Raw genomic sequence first — 16,925 nt, 5'->3', positions numbered from 1 at the left:
ATTGGATCGCCCTCGTCAGGCGATCACAGTGCCATCCGCGAAGCGCCAGGCGGTGCCGTCAGAGGTGGCGAGTTTGTGGTTCCGGTCGGTGATCCGGATCGTGCAGCCCGAGTTACTCGCCGCGGCAGGAACGCCGGAAAAGGCATAGCCGGGGAAGCGGGTCGGCTGGGCGAGGTCGACCAGCGTCGCGCCACTGCCCACCGTCAGCGCCGCACTATCGTCCCGAATGGCATTGATGCGGCGGATGGCCGACGTCTGTGCCCCATCGAGGATCGAGCCGAGGGTATTGCCCCGCAGGTCACCCGTGATCGCCAGTGCGGTCGTGGTGGTGTTCGAAGCGATCTCGACGCCGTAGCGGGCATTGCCGCCATACCAGTTCGAGCCCGACTTCGCATGGATGTCGAACGACACCACCTGCGTGCCGATGTAGTGGCCCGAGCCGCTCTTGCTGTCATAGACGGAGGCGGAGGAGCGGAAGTACCGCGCGCGATCGACCCGGATGCCGTGGCCCCGGCTCGTGATCACGGACCCGCCGTTGATCTCTAGATGCGCGATCGTCCCGGCGCCAGTCGCAAGGATGCCGCAGGACGTGGTGTCAGAGACATTGTTGTTCCCGGCCGTCGAGATGAACGGCTCGGTGATGGAGACGCGCCGGATCGTCCCGGCGGCATTCAGCCGGATGGCATCGCTGGTCGTCACCGTGATGATCGGGGTAGTGATCGCCACATCGAAGACGGTCTCGCCAGACGTCGGCGCAATCTCGACCATAGTGGCGATCTGTCCGCCCGTCAGGTTGGCGATCTGAACCTCTTGTGCAGCGGTGACCTTGAACAGGGTGCCGGGGTTGGCCGTGCCCGACCCGGTGACGTTGATGAAGTTCCGGACCCGCAGGCGCGCATTCGTGTTGTGGATGTAGAAGGCCACGGCGCTGCTGTTGACGGAGTAGAAGGCTCCCCATCCGGCCGTGCAATCGATGAGTTCAAGCCTGCCCTGCACGTCCCACATCAGATCGGCTTTTGCATGGCCGAACGAGCACGAGCGGCATACGACATCGACATTAGGGTCAACGACGAAGACCGGCGAGGAACCCGCGATGATCTCCTGGCAGCCGAACTGGATGTTTTCCAGGATGCAGGCGTCGCCGCCTTTGATCCCGTTGGGGAGATCGGGAGCGCGGAAGCGCATGAAGGTCGGCATAAGGGTCGCGTCGACCTGCCGATAGCTCCATGAAGTGTTGCGATTGCCTGCGGCGCGGAAGACCGTGGCGCGATGCGGCGTGACAGGAGAGCGGAAATTCCACACGCCCTCGCAGAACCAAATGACCGCGCCGTCGTACCCAAACGGGTCCTGCGCCCGCAGGTAATCAATCAGGTTGTTCAGGCCGGTGGCGCAATCCGCCGTGCCCGTGATGGTGCTGTACGAGCCGGAGGCATCGGCGCGGGCCGGGAAGATACCGGCGACGCGGGCATCGATCTGCGGCGTCCGCACCATCTCCCACCATGCGCCATCGGCGGACTGAAGGCAGAGCAGGTGCGCGGGCTGGGTCGAGACGCGGTTGTAGCGTGCACCACCGCCATCACCAGGAGCCGAGTAGCCCTGTAGGGTGATGGTCGTCTTCGTCGGCGCGATCATGGCCGAGGTCGCGGCCGAACGATTGGCATAGGTGTCGCCATTGTCGTACGCAGGCGTGCCGGTCGTGGAAGACGTGCTATCGCGGGTGACCTCCCCGGAGACGATGCAGCGCCCGGCCAGCAGCCTCGTCACCACCGCCCCCTTGACGATTTCCAGGTCGTAGACGGCCTGGCCGATCGGAAGGGCTGCGGTGTCGGTCGCCGAGATCGTCAGGCTGATGACGCCCGTGGAGGGCGAGATGACGATCCGCCCATTCTCCGTCGTCAGGGTGATGATCGCAGTGGCATCACCCAGCTTCCGCCGGACCTGCATGCGGGCCGTGTAGCCTGCCAGGTTGACGGGCGTCTCGATCTTTGTCGTGGGATCGACGTCGGCCAGCGTCAGGGTATGTGCGAATGTCGCGCCCTGGCAGACCTCAATGTCATATGCCTCACTGCTCATGCCGCGGGCCACCCGGCCGGGTACTGCGTCGCCAGGACGTCCTGCAACTCGGCTTCAGAGACGATGTGGGTCGCGTCATTGCCGCGTGCCCGCCACGCTGAATAGGCGGCATCATCGAGGGGAACGTAGCCGATGGCGCGGCTGCTATAGAGTCGATTGGTCTCCTGGGCGACGACCCAATACCAGTCCTGCGGCGTATAGATCATCCGCATCAGACGTACTGCCCGCCGTTCGAGGTCGTACCGGCGGCATTGCCAGGCAGGGCGGATGCACCGCCGCCATTGGTCGAGATGATGCCGCCCAGCGTGGCGAGATACCGGCTGCCAGTGGCGCTGCCCGTATAGGTATTGCTGTAGGAGAAGACCTCGCCGAAGCTGGCAAGGGCAAAGGCGGTGAAGGCGCGCGTGCCCGAGAGGGTGACGGCCGCGCCGGCATTCGAGCAGACACCGCCGTCGCTGCCGACCATGTGGTAGGCGGCGTCGCCACTCACAGTGTAGGTCACGCTCGACGCGGTGGTCGCGTAGGTGCCGATCGAGGCATTCGAGGAGGCATAGAGATGCGCATAACCGCACGCGCCGAACTCGATGTTGCCGAATGAGACGTTGCTGCCCTGCATGGACAGGATGCCGATGCCGCCGGTCGAGAAGGTTCCAGCCGTGCCGGTCGACGTGATCTTCATCGAGCGGATGATGAAGGGCGTGGCTCGCACCGCGCTGACGGCAACCGCGCTCGTCCCGGCGATGATGACGCTAGCGGGCGTTGAGGTATTGCCGATGACGGTGATGGTTTGGCCGGTATATCCGTGCAGGTTGCCCGTCACGGTCTGCGCCGCATACGTGCCATTGGCTAGCTGGAATGTCAGATTGTAGCCGTTGAGGTCCAGCGATCCCACGGCGTAATTCCAGGCCGTCGTCAGCGTGGCGAATGGGTTTCCGCTTGTGCCGGTGCCGGTCGTATCGCTGCCGGTGGTGGCGACGTAAAGCGTCGTGTTCGCTTGCAGTTTGATGCGGGTAAGGGCCTGGATGGCATCCCGAAGCTGGGTGCTGCTGCCGGTGCTGGGCGTGATGCCCGCCGCACTCAGGACATTGTTGATCTCGGCCTGGATACCGTTCAACCAGCTAGCAGCGAGGACAGTGCCGACTACTCCCGTACCGGGATTGCCATCGACGAAGGTGGTTACCTGAGACATGCCCTATTTACCACACGGCGGGCAATGCTCGGCTTAGGTATAGGCGAAAACCGCGACGGTGTGAGCGGGCTTCATGGCGTTGATCTCGCAGATCATGGTGTCGTTGCCAAAGCTGCTTAGAGGTTCGCCCGCGGTGCTCACGCCCGCGCGGAAATAGCGGACGGTGTTCAGCGCCGCATTGACGGTGAAGGTGTGCGCCGCTGCGGCGGACATCAGGTTATCACCCGCACGCGCGATCCCGGCGATAGACGCCGTGTACTCCGTGACCGTCACCGTATAGCCGAGCGAGGCCGCATAGGCGATGATTCGCGGCACCGATTGGCCGCCGCCATCGCAGAACCGCGCCAGGACTTGCGACCGGCGGGCATCGAGGGTCGGGCTGGTGCCCCAGCAGGGATCGGGCAGGCCGAGGCTCTTCTCCCACTCGGGTAGGAGTTCGAGCGTCGTGTCGGGCCGGGTCTCGTTCAGCAAGTTCCCGGCGCGATCCGTCAGCCGGACGACGCCTGCCGTCAGGGCACCTGCGACTTGCGAGATGACGCTCGAAGTCCCCCGCGGCCATACCCGGCCACGCGGTAGGAGGTTCAGGAAGACGGCGCGGATGTCATCTGCGGAGAAGGACGGAATAGGCATCGATCAGGCGCTCGCCGTGAGGGTGCCGAGGACCGGAATCGAGCCGGTGGCGATGGTGACCGCGGAAGTGGGGGACAGGATGAAGTGTCCGCCTCCTCCTACGACACCCTCGATCGCATCAGCGATATCCGAGGGATAGATTTTCGTCCCTAGGGGCGAGCCGATCGTGAGGAACAGTTGCTTCAGCGCGGTGGTGATGTCTGCGACGACTTGCGCGCTGTAGGGTGAGAGGCTGGTCAACGTCACGTTGACGTTCTGCGTAGCCGGCGCCGCTACAGTGACGAGCGCCGTTGCAGGACGCAGCGGGTAGAGGGCATCCGCGATCATAAGCTGGTCGCCCGTCGCACTGGCGCTGCGGGTCTCTAGCGTGGCAGATCCAGTGCTACCCTGCGGCAGGCCGTTGAAGCTGGCGCGGGCGGCATCGAGGCAAGCCCAGACCGTCACTGTACCGGGGCCGCTGGCATTCGGCAGGCACCATGCTCTGGTGACGCCGGGTACCGCCAGGGTCCAGTTAACGTAGTCGGACTGGGACCCGCCCTGGGCTGGCGCTGAGTAGGCGAGGAGCATGCGGGTCCGGAAGGCCGTATCGCTCTCGGCATCCGCACCACCGACCACCGCCGTCGAGACCGAGCCGGCGGAGACGATCCCCGCGACGGCGCTTTGCAGCGTCAGGACAGAACCGACCGCGGCATTCCCTGCCGCGCCCGCGACCGAGGCGGTGATCGCTACCGAGCCGCTGGTTCCCGTCAGGGTCAGATCCGCCGCGGTCGTATACTGGACGCTATCGCCACGGACGAGGATGGTCCCTGCCGGCAAGGCATAACCAGGTGTGCCGGTGAAGGTGGCAGTGCCGCTGGCCTGCGTGGCCGGGATGCGAATGACGCCCTTCAGCGCGGCCCAACCTTCCAAACTCTCTTGCGTGGCGGTGAATGGCACCGACTGCTTGGCGATCCAATCGAGGTACCCCAGGGTCCCGTGGATCAAGCCCGCCATGGCGGTTGCGAGGATGCGGAGCACCGACCCGAAGAGCGGCATCCCAGTCGGGAGCGCTGCTGCGACGTCGGTGACGGCCTGATTTTGAAGCGCGGAGAGAGAGGAACGGGCGTACGGCATGCGCGTGTATTTATAGGCCGCGCGCTCCCCCTCAGTCGGTCAGTTCCAAGCCCAACTGAACTGGAAGGGATGCAGGACCGTCCCAGTCGGTTCTGTGATGGTGATCCGGATACCGATCGCCGTGGCGTTGATCCAGGAGGTCCGCACGTCGATTTTTGCTGCGATCCCATCCTCGATCATCCAGGCCAGCGCTTCCTTGCAGTAGTCGCGGGCTTGCAGGAGGAGCGGCGTCTGGCCGACCTTCTTTGCCCTGTCGAGCGTCCAGAGACGGGAGCCTAGCTGGCGATCGGCAAAACTCGATCCCCACCAGCCGCGTGGGTCATTGGTGCCATCGTTCGGCCGGTAGTCATCCGGTGCCCTCCGATCGCTGAAGAGGCTGACGAATACGGCGCTCTCGATCGAGGAAGCGGTGACGAGGTCGCCAACCGTCGCAGCCCAATCTCCCATGCCGGTCGCGGCATCCCACTTGATTCCGATATCCATCGGCTATTTAGAGGGCCGCCGGTATGTGATGATCACTCCGCCGAAGACCTCAATGCCCTTGCCGAGAAACCGGCGCATGTCGTAATCGATCTCGACAATCTCTGCATCTGGGTTGTCCCGCCGAAACCGTGTGATCACCAGTTCGGCCTCACGCCTCATTCCTGCATACCCCCACTGCTCGAAGCCCTGGCGGGTGAAGAATGTGGGGAAAGTTTCGACGTCGGTCATGGCTTCGGCACGCCCGAAAGCCCGGTCCCGACAGTGACCTGCTGATGCACATGAGTCTTCAAGCTGATGGTCCCTGCGACCACGTCGCCGCCCGTGCTGGTGATGTCGCCCGTTACCGTAAGTTTGCCGCTCATCGTCACCTCTGGGGAGGTCACCACGACCTTCGTAGCGGCCACGATGGTGATCTGGCCGGCCGCAACATGCACGTAATCGCCCGCGGCATTGTAGATCCTGCACTCGCCGGCAGCGATGCCCTTCGGTCGTAGGCTCTGGTTGTTCGATGCGATCGCCACGCCGTTCGCGTTATCTCCGGAGACGTTGACGATCATGACATCCGTCCCTGCCGGCAGGCCGGAGGCGAAGCCGAAGTGCTGCATCGAGTTCGTCTCGTGCAGTTCCATGCTGTTGAAGGCCGGCTGGATGCGCTGGATCACACCAGCTTCCTGCGATGGTGCGGCCAGACGGGCAGGGCGTACGACGTGCTGGATGCGGCGGAAGATCCGCTGAAGGTCGAAGGACATCAGTGATGCCCCCCGGCGACCGGCTGGGTAATTGCACCGGCCTCCTGCAACGCCTGGGTCTGATCCCAGGTCGTTGGCGCCAGGGACATTGGCGCGATGGCGAAGGCCGCGGGTTCCATCAGGGTCAGCGTCGCGGTCGTGCCTGTCTCGACATCGCGGGTAAAGGTCACGTCGGCCACGACCAGAGGGTAACCCGATTGGTCGACGGCCTCGATATAGGTGTAGACAAACGAACCCGGCTCCCAGAGTTTGCCGTCTCGATCCCGCCAGCTATCGACGGTGGCAAGCGTTGCTTGCCCGCGACCAGCGCGGCGATTGCACTCCCAGATGGCGCGGCGCTGGGCAAGGCTCTGGCCCAAATCATACTGCTCTGAAATAATATAGAGTTGGCGATTGCGGCCGAGGTACTCGTCTTCGCAGAAGGCGTCCGGGATCGTCACGCCCAGTGCGGCGGTCTGGTCGCGCTGCGTCTCCACCGACTGGGGGAAGACCGTATAGCGGCTGAAGCGGCTACTCACCGAGACATGCCGTACCGCGCGCTGGACGTTGATACCCTGCTGAACACCGACGCGGATACCGGCCGACTTCAGATTGCCCTCTGCCAACTGGCCGTTGATGGTGACGACATCCGGCAGGGTCACCTCTTGAATGCGGGTTAGCAATAGTGCGCCGTCGACATCATCGGTCACCAGGACGCCGCAGTACCGGGCCACACGCTCTAGGATTTCATAGGCGGATTCGCCCAGATTTGCGGTGAACGTCGGGAAGGTCGGCATGGCGCCCGCCGGGAGGTTGCTGCGAACTTCGATCCCGTAGGGCCGGGCGAGTTCCTCCGCGAGACTCATCAGGGTGTCGCCCTGGCGATAGCCGCGCCAGTCCCGGATCTCCGCGGACGCATCGATGAGGTCGCAGGTTTTGGACCGTCCCGCGATCGCTACCTGGTGGGTGTCTGACGAAAGGCTGACGGACATCCGGTCGACGTAGCCGGTCAGGACGACGTCGCTGCCGATCGAGACCTGGATCTCGTCCCCGGCTTTGAGCGGACACCAGAATCGGTCCGGGACCTTCTGCGTCAGCGAGACCTCGAAATCACTCGGCATGCGCTCGATGCCGCGGCTGATGCGGACCGCCTGCCAGCCTGTCAGAACCGCGTTCTCTGTCCGATTGATGATCCGGAGTTCGTCGCTAGCCGGCGTACGCGCGGTCGATGCATCGTTTGCAATCGGCTGATAGGTTTTGGAAAGCGCCATGCTTTAATTTATGACGACAGCGCGTCGAACTCTTTTGGGAAGAATAAAGGGTGCGGGGGGTCGACCCGGCGGGTCAGTTCCGCTTCCCGCCCGGCGTCGCCGTACATGCGATACGCCTGCACGAGAGACGGTTGCGAGACCGCCCGGCTGACGTGCACGATTTCCGGGAGATTGATCGCCCGTTCGGTTAGGTCGCGGCTGACGGCGGTACGCATCGCCCGCAGCGCTGAATAAGCGGCATCGTCCCCGGCATCGGCCGAGGAGAGGATCTCCGCATCGTACAGCGCCAGGACGGCTGCAAGCGTCCTCTGAGCCTCTGTGGCCGAGGGAGGGTAGTAGTCCGCACAGGCAAGGGCGAGGCTGCACAGCGCAGCCCTACGGCACAATGCGGCCATGCCGTCAGCGGCGCGGCTCTGGGCGGCATTCACCAGCAGCGGGGCAGAGACGGCCGACGGCGAGACATTGTCCGCGGCGCGCGAAACGGTGGCGGAGGTTGTCGGAATGAGGGACGATAGGCCATCCGGCTCGATCTGCGTCCCCCAGACGTCGACGGCGGTCCCAGGCTGATGATTGTCGGCGTAATAGACCTGCAACTGCGCGGTATCGCTGCGGGTCGTGAAGGTTCGGCTGACCCGCGTCCAGCCATTGCGGTTCACCCCGGCGGCGCCAAGGTTCCGCGTGCCCGTACGGGTCGTCACATTCCCTGCCGTCACCTCATCGACCGTCAGGCCGGTGTTCGGAGTTCCCACCGCCGCGCGGTAGTAGCACGACACCGTGTAGGTCGTGGAGGGCGAGACCGTCACGCGGCTGCCGCGGGAGAGGTAGACGTTGCCCGGCCCGCCAGCACCACTGACGATACGCCGGGCCGTCAAGGAACCGTCCGGCGCCAGGACGGCGCCGCCATCGACGGTGTTGCTGCCAGTGCTATAGCCGGTGCCAGGGACGATGCTGGTCGAGTAGACCTGTAGGTTGCTCGACGCCGTCTCGTTCAAGTAGCCGATGCAGTAGGGACCGGCGTACAAGGGGCGGACGCGGTTAGCCGGCAGCAGACGGAAGACGCCCGCGCCATCGATAAAACTGCCGCTGGTCGACCTGGTGCACGATGCCCAGACGTTCGAAGCCCCCGCGGCGCGATAGCCGATGATCCCTACAGGATCGGTGGTGACGTCGGGTGATCGGCCATAGCGCGCCAGTTCGGAGAGGAGCCGGATCTGATCCGCGGGATCGGGCGTGCCGAGCCGCAGCGTCTCTGCCAGGTCGGTAATCGAGGTCGCCAGCCCGTTCAGGGTATCGGCAGTCGTCATAGCTTATTCACCCATCCGGTAACCCGATCAGCCGCGGACACGACGCTCGCCTGCGCTTTGCCGGCGTTCGCCAGGAGCGTGATCGAAGCGTTGTTCACCCGGTTGACGGTCGAGACGCTGCTCTGGACGCTCGTCAGCGTGCTCGTGACCTTGTTCAACGGCGAGAGGTAGCGGGAGAAATCGAGGCCGGGGATGCCGAGCATCTTCCCGACGCCCGCGACGCTGTTGACCGCGCGGCTGGCATCGCTCACCAGCGCTTTCGCGTCTCCGACATAGCCCATGGCCTCCGTGGCCACGCTCTTCACCGCTGCCTGCCCGCTCCGTACGGCATCGCCTACGGTCGAGAGGAAACTCCCCACTGATGCGAGCCTGCCATCCGCTGCGGCGCTGACGATGCCCGAGGCGGTATTCACCTGCGAGACCGGCCAGAGGGTGATGCTGCTTTCCGTCTGGGTGACGAGGAACACCAGGGTCATTTTGACCACGTTCCCGCCCTCGCGCACCGCTTCAACGAACGAGGATGTCGTCAGCGAGACTGTCATCGATCCGAGACGCGGGTGCACGAACTCGCCGTGGCCGGGCTGATGGCAGGCGTACCCAAAATCCGCATATTGCTGGCTGACGTCATCGCCCCACAGATAGCCATAGACGGTGAATTCCTGCGGGCCGAGGCCGAGGTCTTCGACCCATGGCAGATCGCGCATGGGGTACAAATGCACCGCGGTTTGCCGCCCGCTGGTGCTGCGGATCGCTTCGACAACGAATGGCAAGCCGCGCCATGTCGCGGGCTGAAGATCGGCCATCCAGGCCGGGCGATAGGTCATATACCTATTTAGGGGTTGACCATCGCTTACCTCGCAGTCGAGTTGAACGCATCAGCCGTATTTCACGCAATAAACTAGCCAATGAAGCTAAGGCTGCGGCGATCTCTGCAATGATGAGATGTAGGTGTTCCATACAAAGCCTCCCCTAATCAGGAAGTCATCATTTGCGTCGCACTTAAAAATGCATCTCGTGTCGGGGAATTACAATGATGAATTAGACATCAAAGGTTGTATTACGGTCGCCATTGGATTGAACGGCGGGTGTTTAGGGGAAAGGCAAATTTCTTTGCTTCATGCCGCCGCGTACCCCGGCAGGCCCGAGCCGATGTTGAGTTCCGAGAGGAAGCCCGACGATGTCCCGCTGACCTGCATACCTTTCGGCGCGTTGGCGAACTGGATATTCAGCGTGGCCGATCCTGTCACGTTGCTGCTCTGCGGACCTGGTGTCCCGGCGGCCGGTGCGGGGGAGATCGTAGGCGCGGCTGGTGCGGCAGTCGCGGGCTTTGCTTCCAGGCCGCGTTGCATCTGGCGCCTGAGAACGCGCGCGGCCTCCGCGGCCCGTGCGGCGTCCTCCGCGGCATTGCCATGGCGTTCGAACCCGGCGCTGTACTGGTAGCCGAAGGCATTCGCGGACCCCGGCCCGTAGCCGCCAATTCCTGCCTTGTTCATCGCCTCGCGCTGACGCTGCCGATCGGCCATGAAGGCGTCTAGCTGCTCGTCCGTCGTTCCTTGCGAGAGGAGGCGGCCATCTGGGAGATAGGCGCGATCAGCGCGGCCCTGGTACAGCCCGTGCGCACCCACGCCACCGCCTTCCCGGTTTACGGTATCGGGGCGACCGCCGCTTTCCCGCATGATGTTGGCGGTGACGCCAGCCGCTTCCTCAGGCCCGAGTCCACGCTTCCTGAGGCCGTCGTAGATGGCATTCTCCCTGACCAGCCGGTCACCGCTCGGTGCCGGGCCGGGGAACAGCCCTGGGAACTTCTCACTCAGATATTCCGTCAGGGTCCGGCGTGGCTTACCGGCCTGTTCCCTCTCTCCGTTATCGGCCTTGGATGCGTTCTCAAGGGTACCGAGCACCGCATCATCGACCGCCGCAGCAGCGCTGAAAATGGAGCTAATGACATTCGCAACCTTCGATCCGGTCCAAAGCCGAATGATTTCCTGCGTGGTTTTGACGACGGTTTCGAGGCTGTGCGCCATCCCTTTGAGACCGTCCCAGAACCCCTTTGCCGCTTCGGCGACGTCGGCCCATTTGATGGTCTTCAGCCATTCCCCGATCTCTTTGACGTACTCGGCCGTCTTCAGCCCGATCCACTTGCGATTTTCCGCAACCAGGTCGGCGAATTGATTGAGAAGTGGCGCGAGGACAGGAGCGACGCTGTTCGAGATGGCATTGCCCAGACCCTCGAAGGCCATGGCGACGCGGGTCTGCGAGCGGCGGAATTCATCTGCAACCTTGGTGTTCTGCGCCGTCAGGAGCCCATACCGCTCGGCCTCTTTGCGCAACTCCTCGATCCCGGCCTTGCCCTGCCGGAGGAACGGCAAGAGGGTATCGGCGGCACCGCCGAATAGGGTGCGGGCAAACTGCGCCTGGATGACCGGGTTCCCGTTCAGCTTGGCGACTTTATCGGCCACCTCCGAAAACGCCTCTGCACCGCCGCGGGCTTCGAACGCGGATTTCCTGATGCCGATGCCAAGCGCGTTGAACATGCGCAGTGCGGCGGGATTGCGACCCGCTAGCGCGTCCTGCATGGTCTCGCCAAGCGTCTCCATCCCGGCCGTCAGCGATCCCGCATCGCTGCCGGCGAGCCGCGCCGCGTTTTGGAAGCCGTGCAGCGTCTCCGCCGACGTACCAAGCCTCTCTGAGGTATTGCCGAGTTCGGTGCCGAAGTCCGAGAAGCGCGTCACCAGCCGGGCCATACCGGCCAACGTCCCAGCGCCCAGAATGGCACCGAGGGCAGGGGAGAAGCGACTGAGCGCACCGACTGTGGATGCAATGTAGCCGCCAAGCCTCTGGAAGCCCTGCGCGAGGCCGTTCAGGCCGGAGAGGTTGTAGAATGTCGCAAGGCTGCGCTGTAGGCGCTCCACAGGGGCACGCATGGCAGCTAGGCGGCGGTTGATCAGGTCGATCTGCCGCGAGGCATTGTCCTGCGCGGTGATCCGTACAACAAATCCGCCTGTCTTCGCAGCCGCCATGTCAGTTACTCCTCGGCGCCGCTGCGCTCTTTATTAATTCGGATCGCTTGGTCGCGCCACTCCGCAAGTTCACTGCCGGTTAGTTCCGCGGCTGATCCCGGCCCTGATGCGGGCCAGTGGTAGAAGACCGTCAAGTCCGCAATCAGATCCCGCCACCTAGGAGGGAGCCGGACAAAAAACTCTGTAGATACTCCACGGCTTGCTGGAACAGCCTGATCGGCATTTGCTCGATGCCGCGCTCATGAACACCAGAGACCGACGCCACCAGCGTGTTCTGAAACCGCACCATGGACTCCGGTGTCGGGTTGCCGCCCAGCACCTTGAATGCAGCCGCGATCTCGCGCACCTTCGGCTCACGGAGGACAATCTCTGACCAGGACTTACCACCAAACTCGATCGGCTCGTCCAGAGTGAGGATCAACTCCGGCAGCGGTTCCGCCGCCGGAGCTTCAATCTCAATGCTCACGAGAAGACCTCAGTGACGTCCGGTCCCTCGAAGCGCACCTTGACGGTACCCTCTGTGCCGTCAACCTCAAGGGCAGACGTGCACCAGCCGAGGCTCATGATCACCTGCTTACCATTCGCCATCGTGCCGACCACCGTCGAAGACGTCATCGCGTTGAAGTCCTCCACGCGGACGCCCGAATCGCGGATGTTGGCTTCGATCCAGCCAGCGACGGGCATCTCCTTGAAGCCATGAAGGCCATCGAGGCCAAGGCTGGTCTCCCGCGAGACCGTCGACGGGGACCAAACGAAGCCATCGACAAGCATGTATGGGCTGCCGTCGATGGTGAAAGAGGCAACGCCTGCGACGCGCCGTGTATTGCTCACTGCCATTCTTGCTTTTCTTTCTTATCTGGCGGTTAGGCGGTCGTTCAGCTTTTGATGAACTGTACCGAGATACCCAGGACTCGAAGTTGGTTGGCGACATCGATGGGCAGCATGACGGCGACGCGGCCCTGGCCGATGTTCTGCGCCTGTACGTTCCGCGCAAATGTGTCGGGGTTCTGCACCACACCTTCGAGGGCGCGGGCGCGATACCAGGCGATGATCTCCGCCTTCACCGACTGCGCCGTGACGAAATTGCTGCCGCCGGGGACCTGCGTCCCGTCCGCGAGCAACTTCTTCCGCGCAAACTTGGTGCCGAGCATGCTGTCCAGGCTGCGGATGCAGAACTGCAAGGTGGCCAGCGTCTCTGTGTCGCGGTAAGAGGTATCCTTCGCGCCCGCGGCGTTCGTCGTGTAGGTCGTGACGCTGCGATCGAGGATCACCTGGCCCGCATCGTTCGCCCGCGTCGCGCCCATACCCACGCCATACAGCGTGTTGCGCTCGCTCAGGAGGAATCGAGAGGCACGCGGCGGTGCGGGAATGTTCATGACCACGTTCTGAAGCGGGGTCGCGGGATCGACCCGAAGCGAGTTCGCGCAAACCGCGCCGTAGTCGGCCGCCACAAGGTAGACCGGGACGGGCGTATCGTTGATGCCGAGAAGGCTGAGGTGCTGGTCATTGTACGACGCGATGAAGGTCGTCAGTGCCGAAGACGTGCCCTTCTTTGCGCCAAAGCAGTGGCCGTACAGCTTGGTCTGCCAGGACCAGCGGCCCGAGACATCGTTGAGTAGCGCAGTGGTCGCGGCCAGCGAGGTGCTGTCGCCGTACGGGGTGATGATGTAGTCGTAGACGGTATCGCCCAGGTTGGCGAAGCTTAGCGTCGGCTCACCCGTGCCAGCGGACAGGGAACCCACAGAGACCGTCAGGCCAGCCGGTGTGCTCTCGCCCGCCGGAGTGCCGCTGAAGTTGATGCGCGCATCGATGTCACCCGCAACAATGCCCTTATGCCGGGCAGTAATCGTCACTGTGCCAGTCGATGCAGCAGCGGTGACGGGCAGGTCGATCAGTGCATTGATGGCCGCGGCGGTCGCGGTGGCGACAGTTGCAGCGGTCGCACCAGAGGCAACACCGACCTGCACGTTCGTGCCACAGACGTAGAGGTTCAGCGTACCAGCCGCGGTGCTCGTGCCGGAGATCGTCACCGCGATCGAGGCATTCGTGCCGGAGCCGTTGTCGCTCACGGGCAAGCACCAGACTTCGCCGGTCGGATCGCTCTTGCGATACTGCTGTAGCATCAGCGAAAGCATCGAGCCTGCACCGCCAGCCGTGCGGGCCGCGGCGTAGCTGGTCACCAGGAACGGGACACCAGCCGTCGCCGTGACGCTGGCGAGCATCTGGCCAATGACCAGGGTGCGCTGCGGAGCCGTTCCAGCGTTGGCGTTTGTCGCGTCGACGTCAAAGTAAACGCCCGGCGCTAGGTTTGTGTTGATCGGGAAGTTCTGGAATCCAATTGCAGCCATTTGCGGCGCGCTCCTTTACGAAGTCTTTTTGTTGATGGCGCCGGCAGGCGCGGGTTCGGGCACTGCGGTCACGACATCGCCGTCAGCTAGACGGCGCTGCCAGTATTCTGTCATCTCGACATCTGCCCCATCCGCGGACAGAGGCATGCCGGTCTCGGGATCAATCACCAGGAGACCGGCGGCGGGCTTCACTTGCATGCCCGTATTTAGCGAGAGGCCACCTTAGCTCTGCGGTAGCGCAGTATCGAAATTGCAGATGTCGTCCGGGGTATGACCTTCAATGTGCAGCAACGGATCTCCATCGGGCTGGAAGCCATCCGCCTCGGTGATGAAAATCTCCGAGGTGTAGACCATCTCCCAGAACAATCTCGCGCCATCGAGGTCGACCATGTGTCCACCGTCATACCAGAGGCCGCGCGCGGTTCGGGTCGGGTCCATGCGCCAGTTCAGCAAAGCGCCATGCACCTCGTACTTCATGCTTTCGACCGATGTCGTAGAGGTCTGTCCGCGGCGATCGGGCGTATTGTCGAGCACAAGGATGACGCCAAAGCTTTCCAGCACACGCTGCTGAAGCTGCGTCTGGTCCTCATTTGGCGAGGCATCGTCAGCGCGAGGGATCACGTATGCGGCGGGGACCTGGCCGAAGGTGTCGCGGCTAGCGCGTTCATAGTCGGCTGCGCCGCCAACGACCTTCAGCGTCGGGCAGTATGTGCGTAGCTGCTGGATGATGGCCGGGATGTTCATGCCTGGACCCCGGTGATCGCCTCACCCACGCCTTCGCCTACCCGGCGGACGATCTCGGCCTGTGAGGCTTCGAGCGCCGCGGTGAGGAACGGGCGAGGGGCCATGTTGCGCTGGGTGGTGTATTTCCCCGTCACCTTCCGCCTGGCACGGCCAGCGACGCGGGTGCGGGTGAAGCCCCTGCCGCCGCCAGAGGTCGCGCCGGTCTCTAGGAATCGCGCGTAGAAAGCATCGTTCGATTGCGCTGCATCGATGATGCGGGCGGTTGACCCACGGGCACGGACGAGCAGGGAGCGCGCCAGGAGCCCCGTCCGGTTCGCCGGGGGTCCGCCAGCCACAGACGGCTTAGGGGCACTGAGGATCAAACTGCGGGCCTTTGCGGCCACGATCCGTCCGGCGGCCCTGAGAGCCGCCGTCAGGTTTTTTCTGTTGTAGGCTAGCTGGTAGGACGAGACGGAAAGCTGAAGGCGAAGCATCCCTTATTTAGGGCAATACTTCTCGATCAGTTGCGACCGTAGCTCCGGGTCGTCAGGAGTGCAGCAGAGTTCCTCCCACTCATCGTCCGTCAGACCGATATGGTCCGCCGTCAGGAACTCGATGATCTCGCTATGGTCGGTGTAATCGTCGTCTGTGGCTTCCCTCTCCTCCAACGCCTGCAACTCCTCGACGGCGATGTCGAGGACGGCGACATAGCGGACAGGGGGTTCCTTCGCGTCGACCGCCTTCAGGCGGGCCACGATGCGATCATGATACTGGCGGATGGCAGGGGTGAGGCGCATGGATGGACCATAGCGGCCAGCTAAGCAACGACTCTACTGAAAATCGCGATCCCGCGATCAGCCGCGGTCGCGGGCTTCTAGCTCGCAATCCAGGACCGCAAAGCGTGTCCTTCCGGCCACTTCTGCAACACGATGGACACGGTAAACGTCCTCCCGCGTGGTACCATCCGGCAGGATCGTTTCGCGCAAGATGCAGGTGTAGATGGAGAGGTCCGGCTGCCAACGGACGGTGACGCGGTGGGTGATGCGGCCGAGGTCGATTTGCTGGCCGGCGAGGTACGCGGCAGTGCCGAGAGGCTCGATGGCGGCTCTGACGGTACGGCGATCGAGATACCGGACATCGAGGCCGTTATCATCGTACCCGTTCGTGTGCTGGCGCGTCGCAAGGTCGACCTGCCAGCGGAGGTCGCCAATCTTCGGGTTACGAAACGCCATAGCTACGTCCGAAGCTTACCAGGCGGAACGGCGCCAGCAGCATCTCTGCCGCCCGCGGCATCTCCCCTCCGGCATCCCCGCGCTGCTCATAGAGGAAGGCGGTTAGCAGTAGGATGGCGTTGCGGATCGCCGCCGGCACTGCTGCCGGCTCACTGCCGTAACCGGCCACGTAGGTGATGGAGAACCTCTGCATCGACGGCGGCAGGCTGGTGGCCAGCATGACGCGACCAGGTTCCGCCGCTGTGCTGACCAGGTAGTCGGTCCCGGACGTCAAGGTGACCTCGGTACCGTCACGCGGCACATACCTGACGTCAGAGACGCTCTGAAGCGGTGCACGCGGGAGTTCCAGGTAGCGCGATGGCAGCAAGGGCAGGGACCAAAGCGGCAGGATGGGACCCGGTCCCCAAACCATCGGTGTGACGGTCTGGGGATTGTCCGGCGCCAACGTGGCGCAGATGGTTTGCGAGATGAGCGCCCGTCCGCAGATGCTCTCCACCCACTCGGTCGCAGCTTGGCCGTAGATGGCGATGACGTCGTCATCCACTAGGCTGTCGACCCGAAGGTGCGCCCGCAGGGTGTCGATCGAAACCGGCAGGGCCGCGGCAGGAGTAACGGTGCGGAGGGATAGGCTCATCGGCTCACTTCTCGATCGTGCCCTTTGCAGGCTTGGTCTTTTTGACGGCCGGATCGTTCGGGTACTTCAGCACCGCGACGCCGGTCTGCACGAGCAGTTCGCTGACTTCCGCCGGGAAGGAGGCATCCTCCCCGGCGTTGTAGGACTGCCACCCTTTGGTGAAGGTGACGATCACGG

General features: G+C 63.7%; 22 protein-coding genes. All 22 read right to left on the bottom strand.

Annotation, left to right across the window (positions count from 1 at the left end):
* Positions 1 to 15: 15 nt before the first annotated feature.
* A complete protein-coding gene (locus HJG45_RS05555; protein ID WP_171611083.1) occupies positions 16 to 2,073 on the bottom strand; it encodes a hypothetical protein in 2,058 nt (685 codons plus the stop codon).
* Complete coding sequence (locus tag HJG45_RS05550; RefSeq protein ID WP_171611082.1) at positions 2,070 to 2,285, bottom strand: hypothetical protein; 216 nt, start codon at positions 2,283 to 2,285, stop codon at positions 2,070 to 2,072. Before HJG45_RS05550 ends, HJG45_RS05555 begins: the two co-directional genes overlap by 4 nt.
* The gene (locus HJG45_RS05545; RefSeq protein ID WP_171611081.1) at positions 2,285 to 3,262 is read right to left on the bottom strand and encodes a hypothetical protein; all 978 of its coding nucleotides are present in this window, start codon (positions 3,260 to 3,262) and stop codon (positions 2,285 to 2,287) included. The genes HJG45_RS05550 and HJG45_RS05545 overlap by 1 nt, the downstream gene beginning before the upstream one ends.
* A 33-nt stretch (positions 3,263 to 3,295) precedes the next feature.
* Positions 3,296 to 3,892, bottom strand: coding sequence for a YmfQ family protein (locus HJG45_RS05540; protein WP_171611080.1), 597 nt, complete (start codon positions 3,890 to 3,892; stop codon positions 3,296 to 3,298).
* A gap of 3 nt (positions 3,893 to 3,895) precedes the next feature.
* Positions 3,896 to 5,005: a baseplate J/gp47 family protein gene (locus HJG45_RS05535; protein ID WP_171611079.1), complete on the bottom strand. Its 1,110-nt coding sequence runs from the start codon at positions 5,003 to 5,005 to the stop codon at positions 3,896 to 3,898.
* Positions 5,006 to 5,044: 39 nt separating this feature from the next.
* The gene (locus HJG45_RS05530; protein ID WP_171611078.1) at positions 5,045 to 5,488 is read right to left on the bottom strand and encodes a phage GP46 family protein; all 444 of its coding nucleotides are present in this window, start codon (positions 5,486 to 5,488) and stop codon (positions 5,045 to 5,047) included.
* Between the two features lie 3 nt (positions 5,489 to 5,491).
* Complete coding sequence (locus HJG45_RS05525) at positions 5,492 to 5,716, bottom strand: hypothetical protein (protein ID WP_171611077.1); 225 nt, start codon at positions 5,714 to 5,716, stop codon at positions 5,492 to 5,494.
* Entirely contained in the window at positions 5,713 to 6,237 is a 525-nt protein-coding gene (locus HJG45_RS05520) for a phage baseplate assembly protein (protein ID WP_171611076.1), read from the bottom strand. The genes HJG45_RS05525 and HJG45_RS05520 overlap by 4 nt, the downstream gene beginning before the upstream one ends.
* Positions 6,237 to 7,487 (bottom strand): phage baseplate assembly protein, encoded by a 1,251-nt coding sequence (locus HJG45_RS05515; RefSeq protein WP_171611075.1) that lies wholly within the window; start codon positions 7,485 to 7,487, stop codon positions 6,237 to 6,239. Before HJG45_RS05515 ends, HJG45_RS05520 begins: the two co-directional genes overlap by 1 nt.
* Before the next feature lie 8 nt (positions 7,488 to 7,495).
* Positions 7,496 to 8,791: a hypothetical protein gene (locus tag HJG45_RS05510; protein WP_171611074.1), complete on the bottom strand. Its 1,296-nt coding sequence runs from the start codon at positions 8,789 to 8,791 to the stop codon at positions 7,496 to 7,498.
* Positions 8,788 to 9,615 (bottom strand): DNA circularization N-terminal domain-containing protein, encoded by an 828-nt coding sequence (locus tag HJG45_RS05505; protein WP_171611073.1) that lies wholly within the window; start codon positions 9,613 to 9,615, stop codon positions 8,788 to 8,790. The genes HJG45_RS05510 and HJG45_RS05505 overlap by 4 nt, the downstream gene beginning before the upstream one ends.
* A gap of 291 nt (positions 9,616 to 9,906) precedes the next feature.
* A complete protein-coding gene (locus HJG45_RS05500; RefSeq protein ID WP_171611072.1) occupies positions 9,907 to 11,811 on the bottom strand; it encodes a phage tail tip lysozyme in 1,905 nt (634 codons plus the stop codon).
* Between the two features lie 142 nt (positions 11,812 to 11,953).
* Positions 11,954 to 12,277 (bottom strand): phage tail assembly protein, encoded by a 324-nt coding sequence (locus HJG45_RS05495; protein WP_171611071.1) that lies wholly within the window; start codon positions 12,275 to 12,277, stop codon positions 11,954 to 11,956.
* Entirely contained in the window at positions 12,274 to 12,648 is a 375-nt protein-coding gene (locus HJG45_RS05490; protein ID WP_174890389.1) for a phage tail tube protein, read from the bottom strand. The genes HJG45_RS05495 and HJG45_RS05490 overlap by 4 nt, the downstream gene beginning before the upstream one ends.
* Before the next feature lie 38 nt (positions 12,649 to 12,686).
* On the bottom strand, positions 12,687 to 14,159 hold the full coding sequence (locus HJG45_RS05485; RefSeq protein WP_171611070.1) for a phage tail sheath subtilisin-like domain-containing protein: 1,473 nt from the start codon (positions 14,157 to 14,159) through the stop codon (positions 12,687 to 12,689).
* 15 nt (positions 14,160 to 14,174) lie between these two features.
* Complete coding sequence (locus tag HJG45_RS05480) at positions 14,175 to 14,357, bottom strand: DUF2635 domain-containing protein (RefSeq protein WP_171611069.1); 183 nt, start codon at positions 14,355 to 14,357, stop codon at positions 14,175 to 14,177.
* Positions 14,358 to 14,381: 24 nt separating this feature from the next.
* Complete coding sequence (locus HJG45_RS05475) at positions 14,382 to 14,903, bottom strand: hypothetical protein (protein WP_171611068.1); 522 nt, start codon at positions 14,901 to 14,903, stop codon at positions 14,382 to 14,384.
* Positions 14,900 to 15,376: a hypothetical protein gene (locus HJG45_RS05470; protein WP_171611067.1), complete on the bottom strand. Its 477-nt coding sequence runs from the start codon at positions 15,374 to 15,376 to the stop codon at positions 14,900 to 14,902. The genes HJG45_RS05475 and HJG45_RS05470 overlap by 4 nt, the downstream gene beginning before the upstream one ends.
* Positions 15,377 to 15,379: 3 nt before the next feature.
* Positions 15,380 to 15,679 carry a hypothetical protein gene (locus HJG45_RS05465; protein WP_171611066.1) on the bottom strand — a complete coding sequence of 100 codons (300 nt, stop codon included), beginning with the start codon at positions 15,677 to 15,679 and terminating at the stop codon, positions 15,380 to 15,382.
* Between the two features lie 57 nt (positions 15,680 to 15,736).
* The gene (locus tag HJG45_RS05460; RefSeq protein WP_171611065.1) at positions 15,737 to 16,114 is read right to left on the bottom strand and encodes a head-tail adaptor protein; all 378 of its coding nucleotides are present in this window, start codon (positions 16,112 to 16,114) and stop codon (positions 15,737 to 15,739) included.
* The gene (locus HJG45_RS05455; protein WP_171611064.1) at positions 16,101 to 16,748 is read right to left on the bottom strand and encodes a phage head-tail connector protein; all 648 of its coding nucleotides are present in this window, start codon (positions 16,746 to 16,748) and stop codon (positions 16,101 to 16,103) included. Before HJG45_RS05455 ends, HJG45_RS05460 begins: the two co-directional genes overlap by 14 nt.
* 4 nt (positions 16,749 to 16,752) lie before the next feature.
* Positions 16,753 to 16,923, bottom strand: a complete 171-nt coding sequence (locus HJG45_RS05450) for a hypothetical protein (RefSeq protein WP_171611063.1) — start codon at positions 16,921 to 16,923, stop codon at positions 16,753 to 16,755.
* Between the last annotated feature and the right edge of the window lie 2 nt (positions 16,924 to 16,925).

The organism is Roseicella sp. DB1501 (assembly GCF_013112485.1).
Classification (GTDB): Bacteria; Pseudomonadota; Alphaproteobacteria; order Acetobacterales; family Acetobacteraceae; genus Paracraurococcus.
Note: the sequence above shows the minus strand (reverse complement) of the source record. Positions and strands in the feature narration are given on the sequence as shown.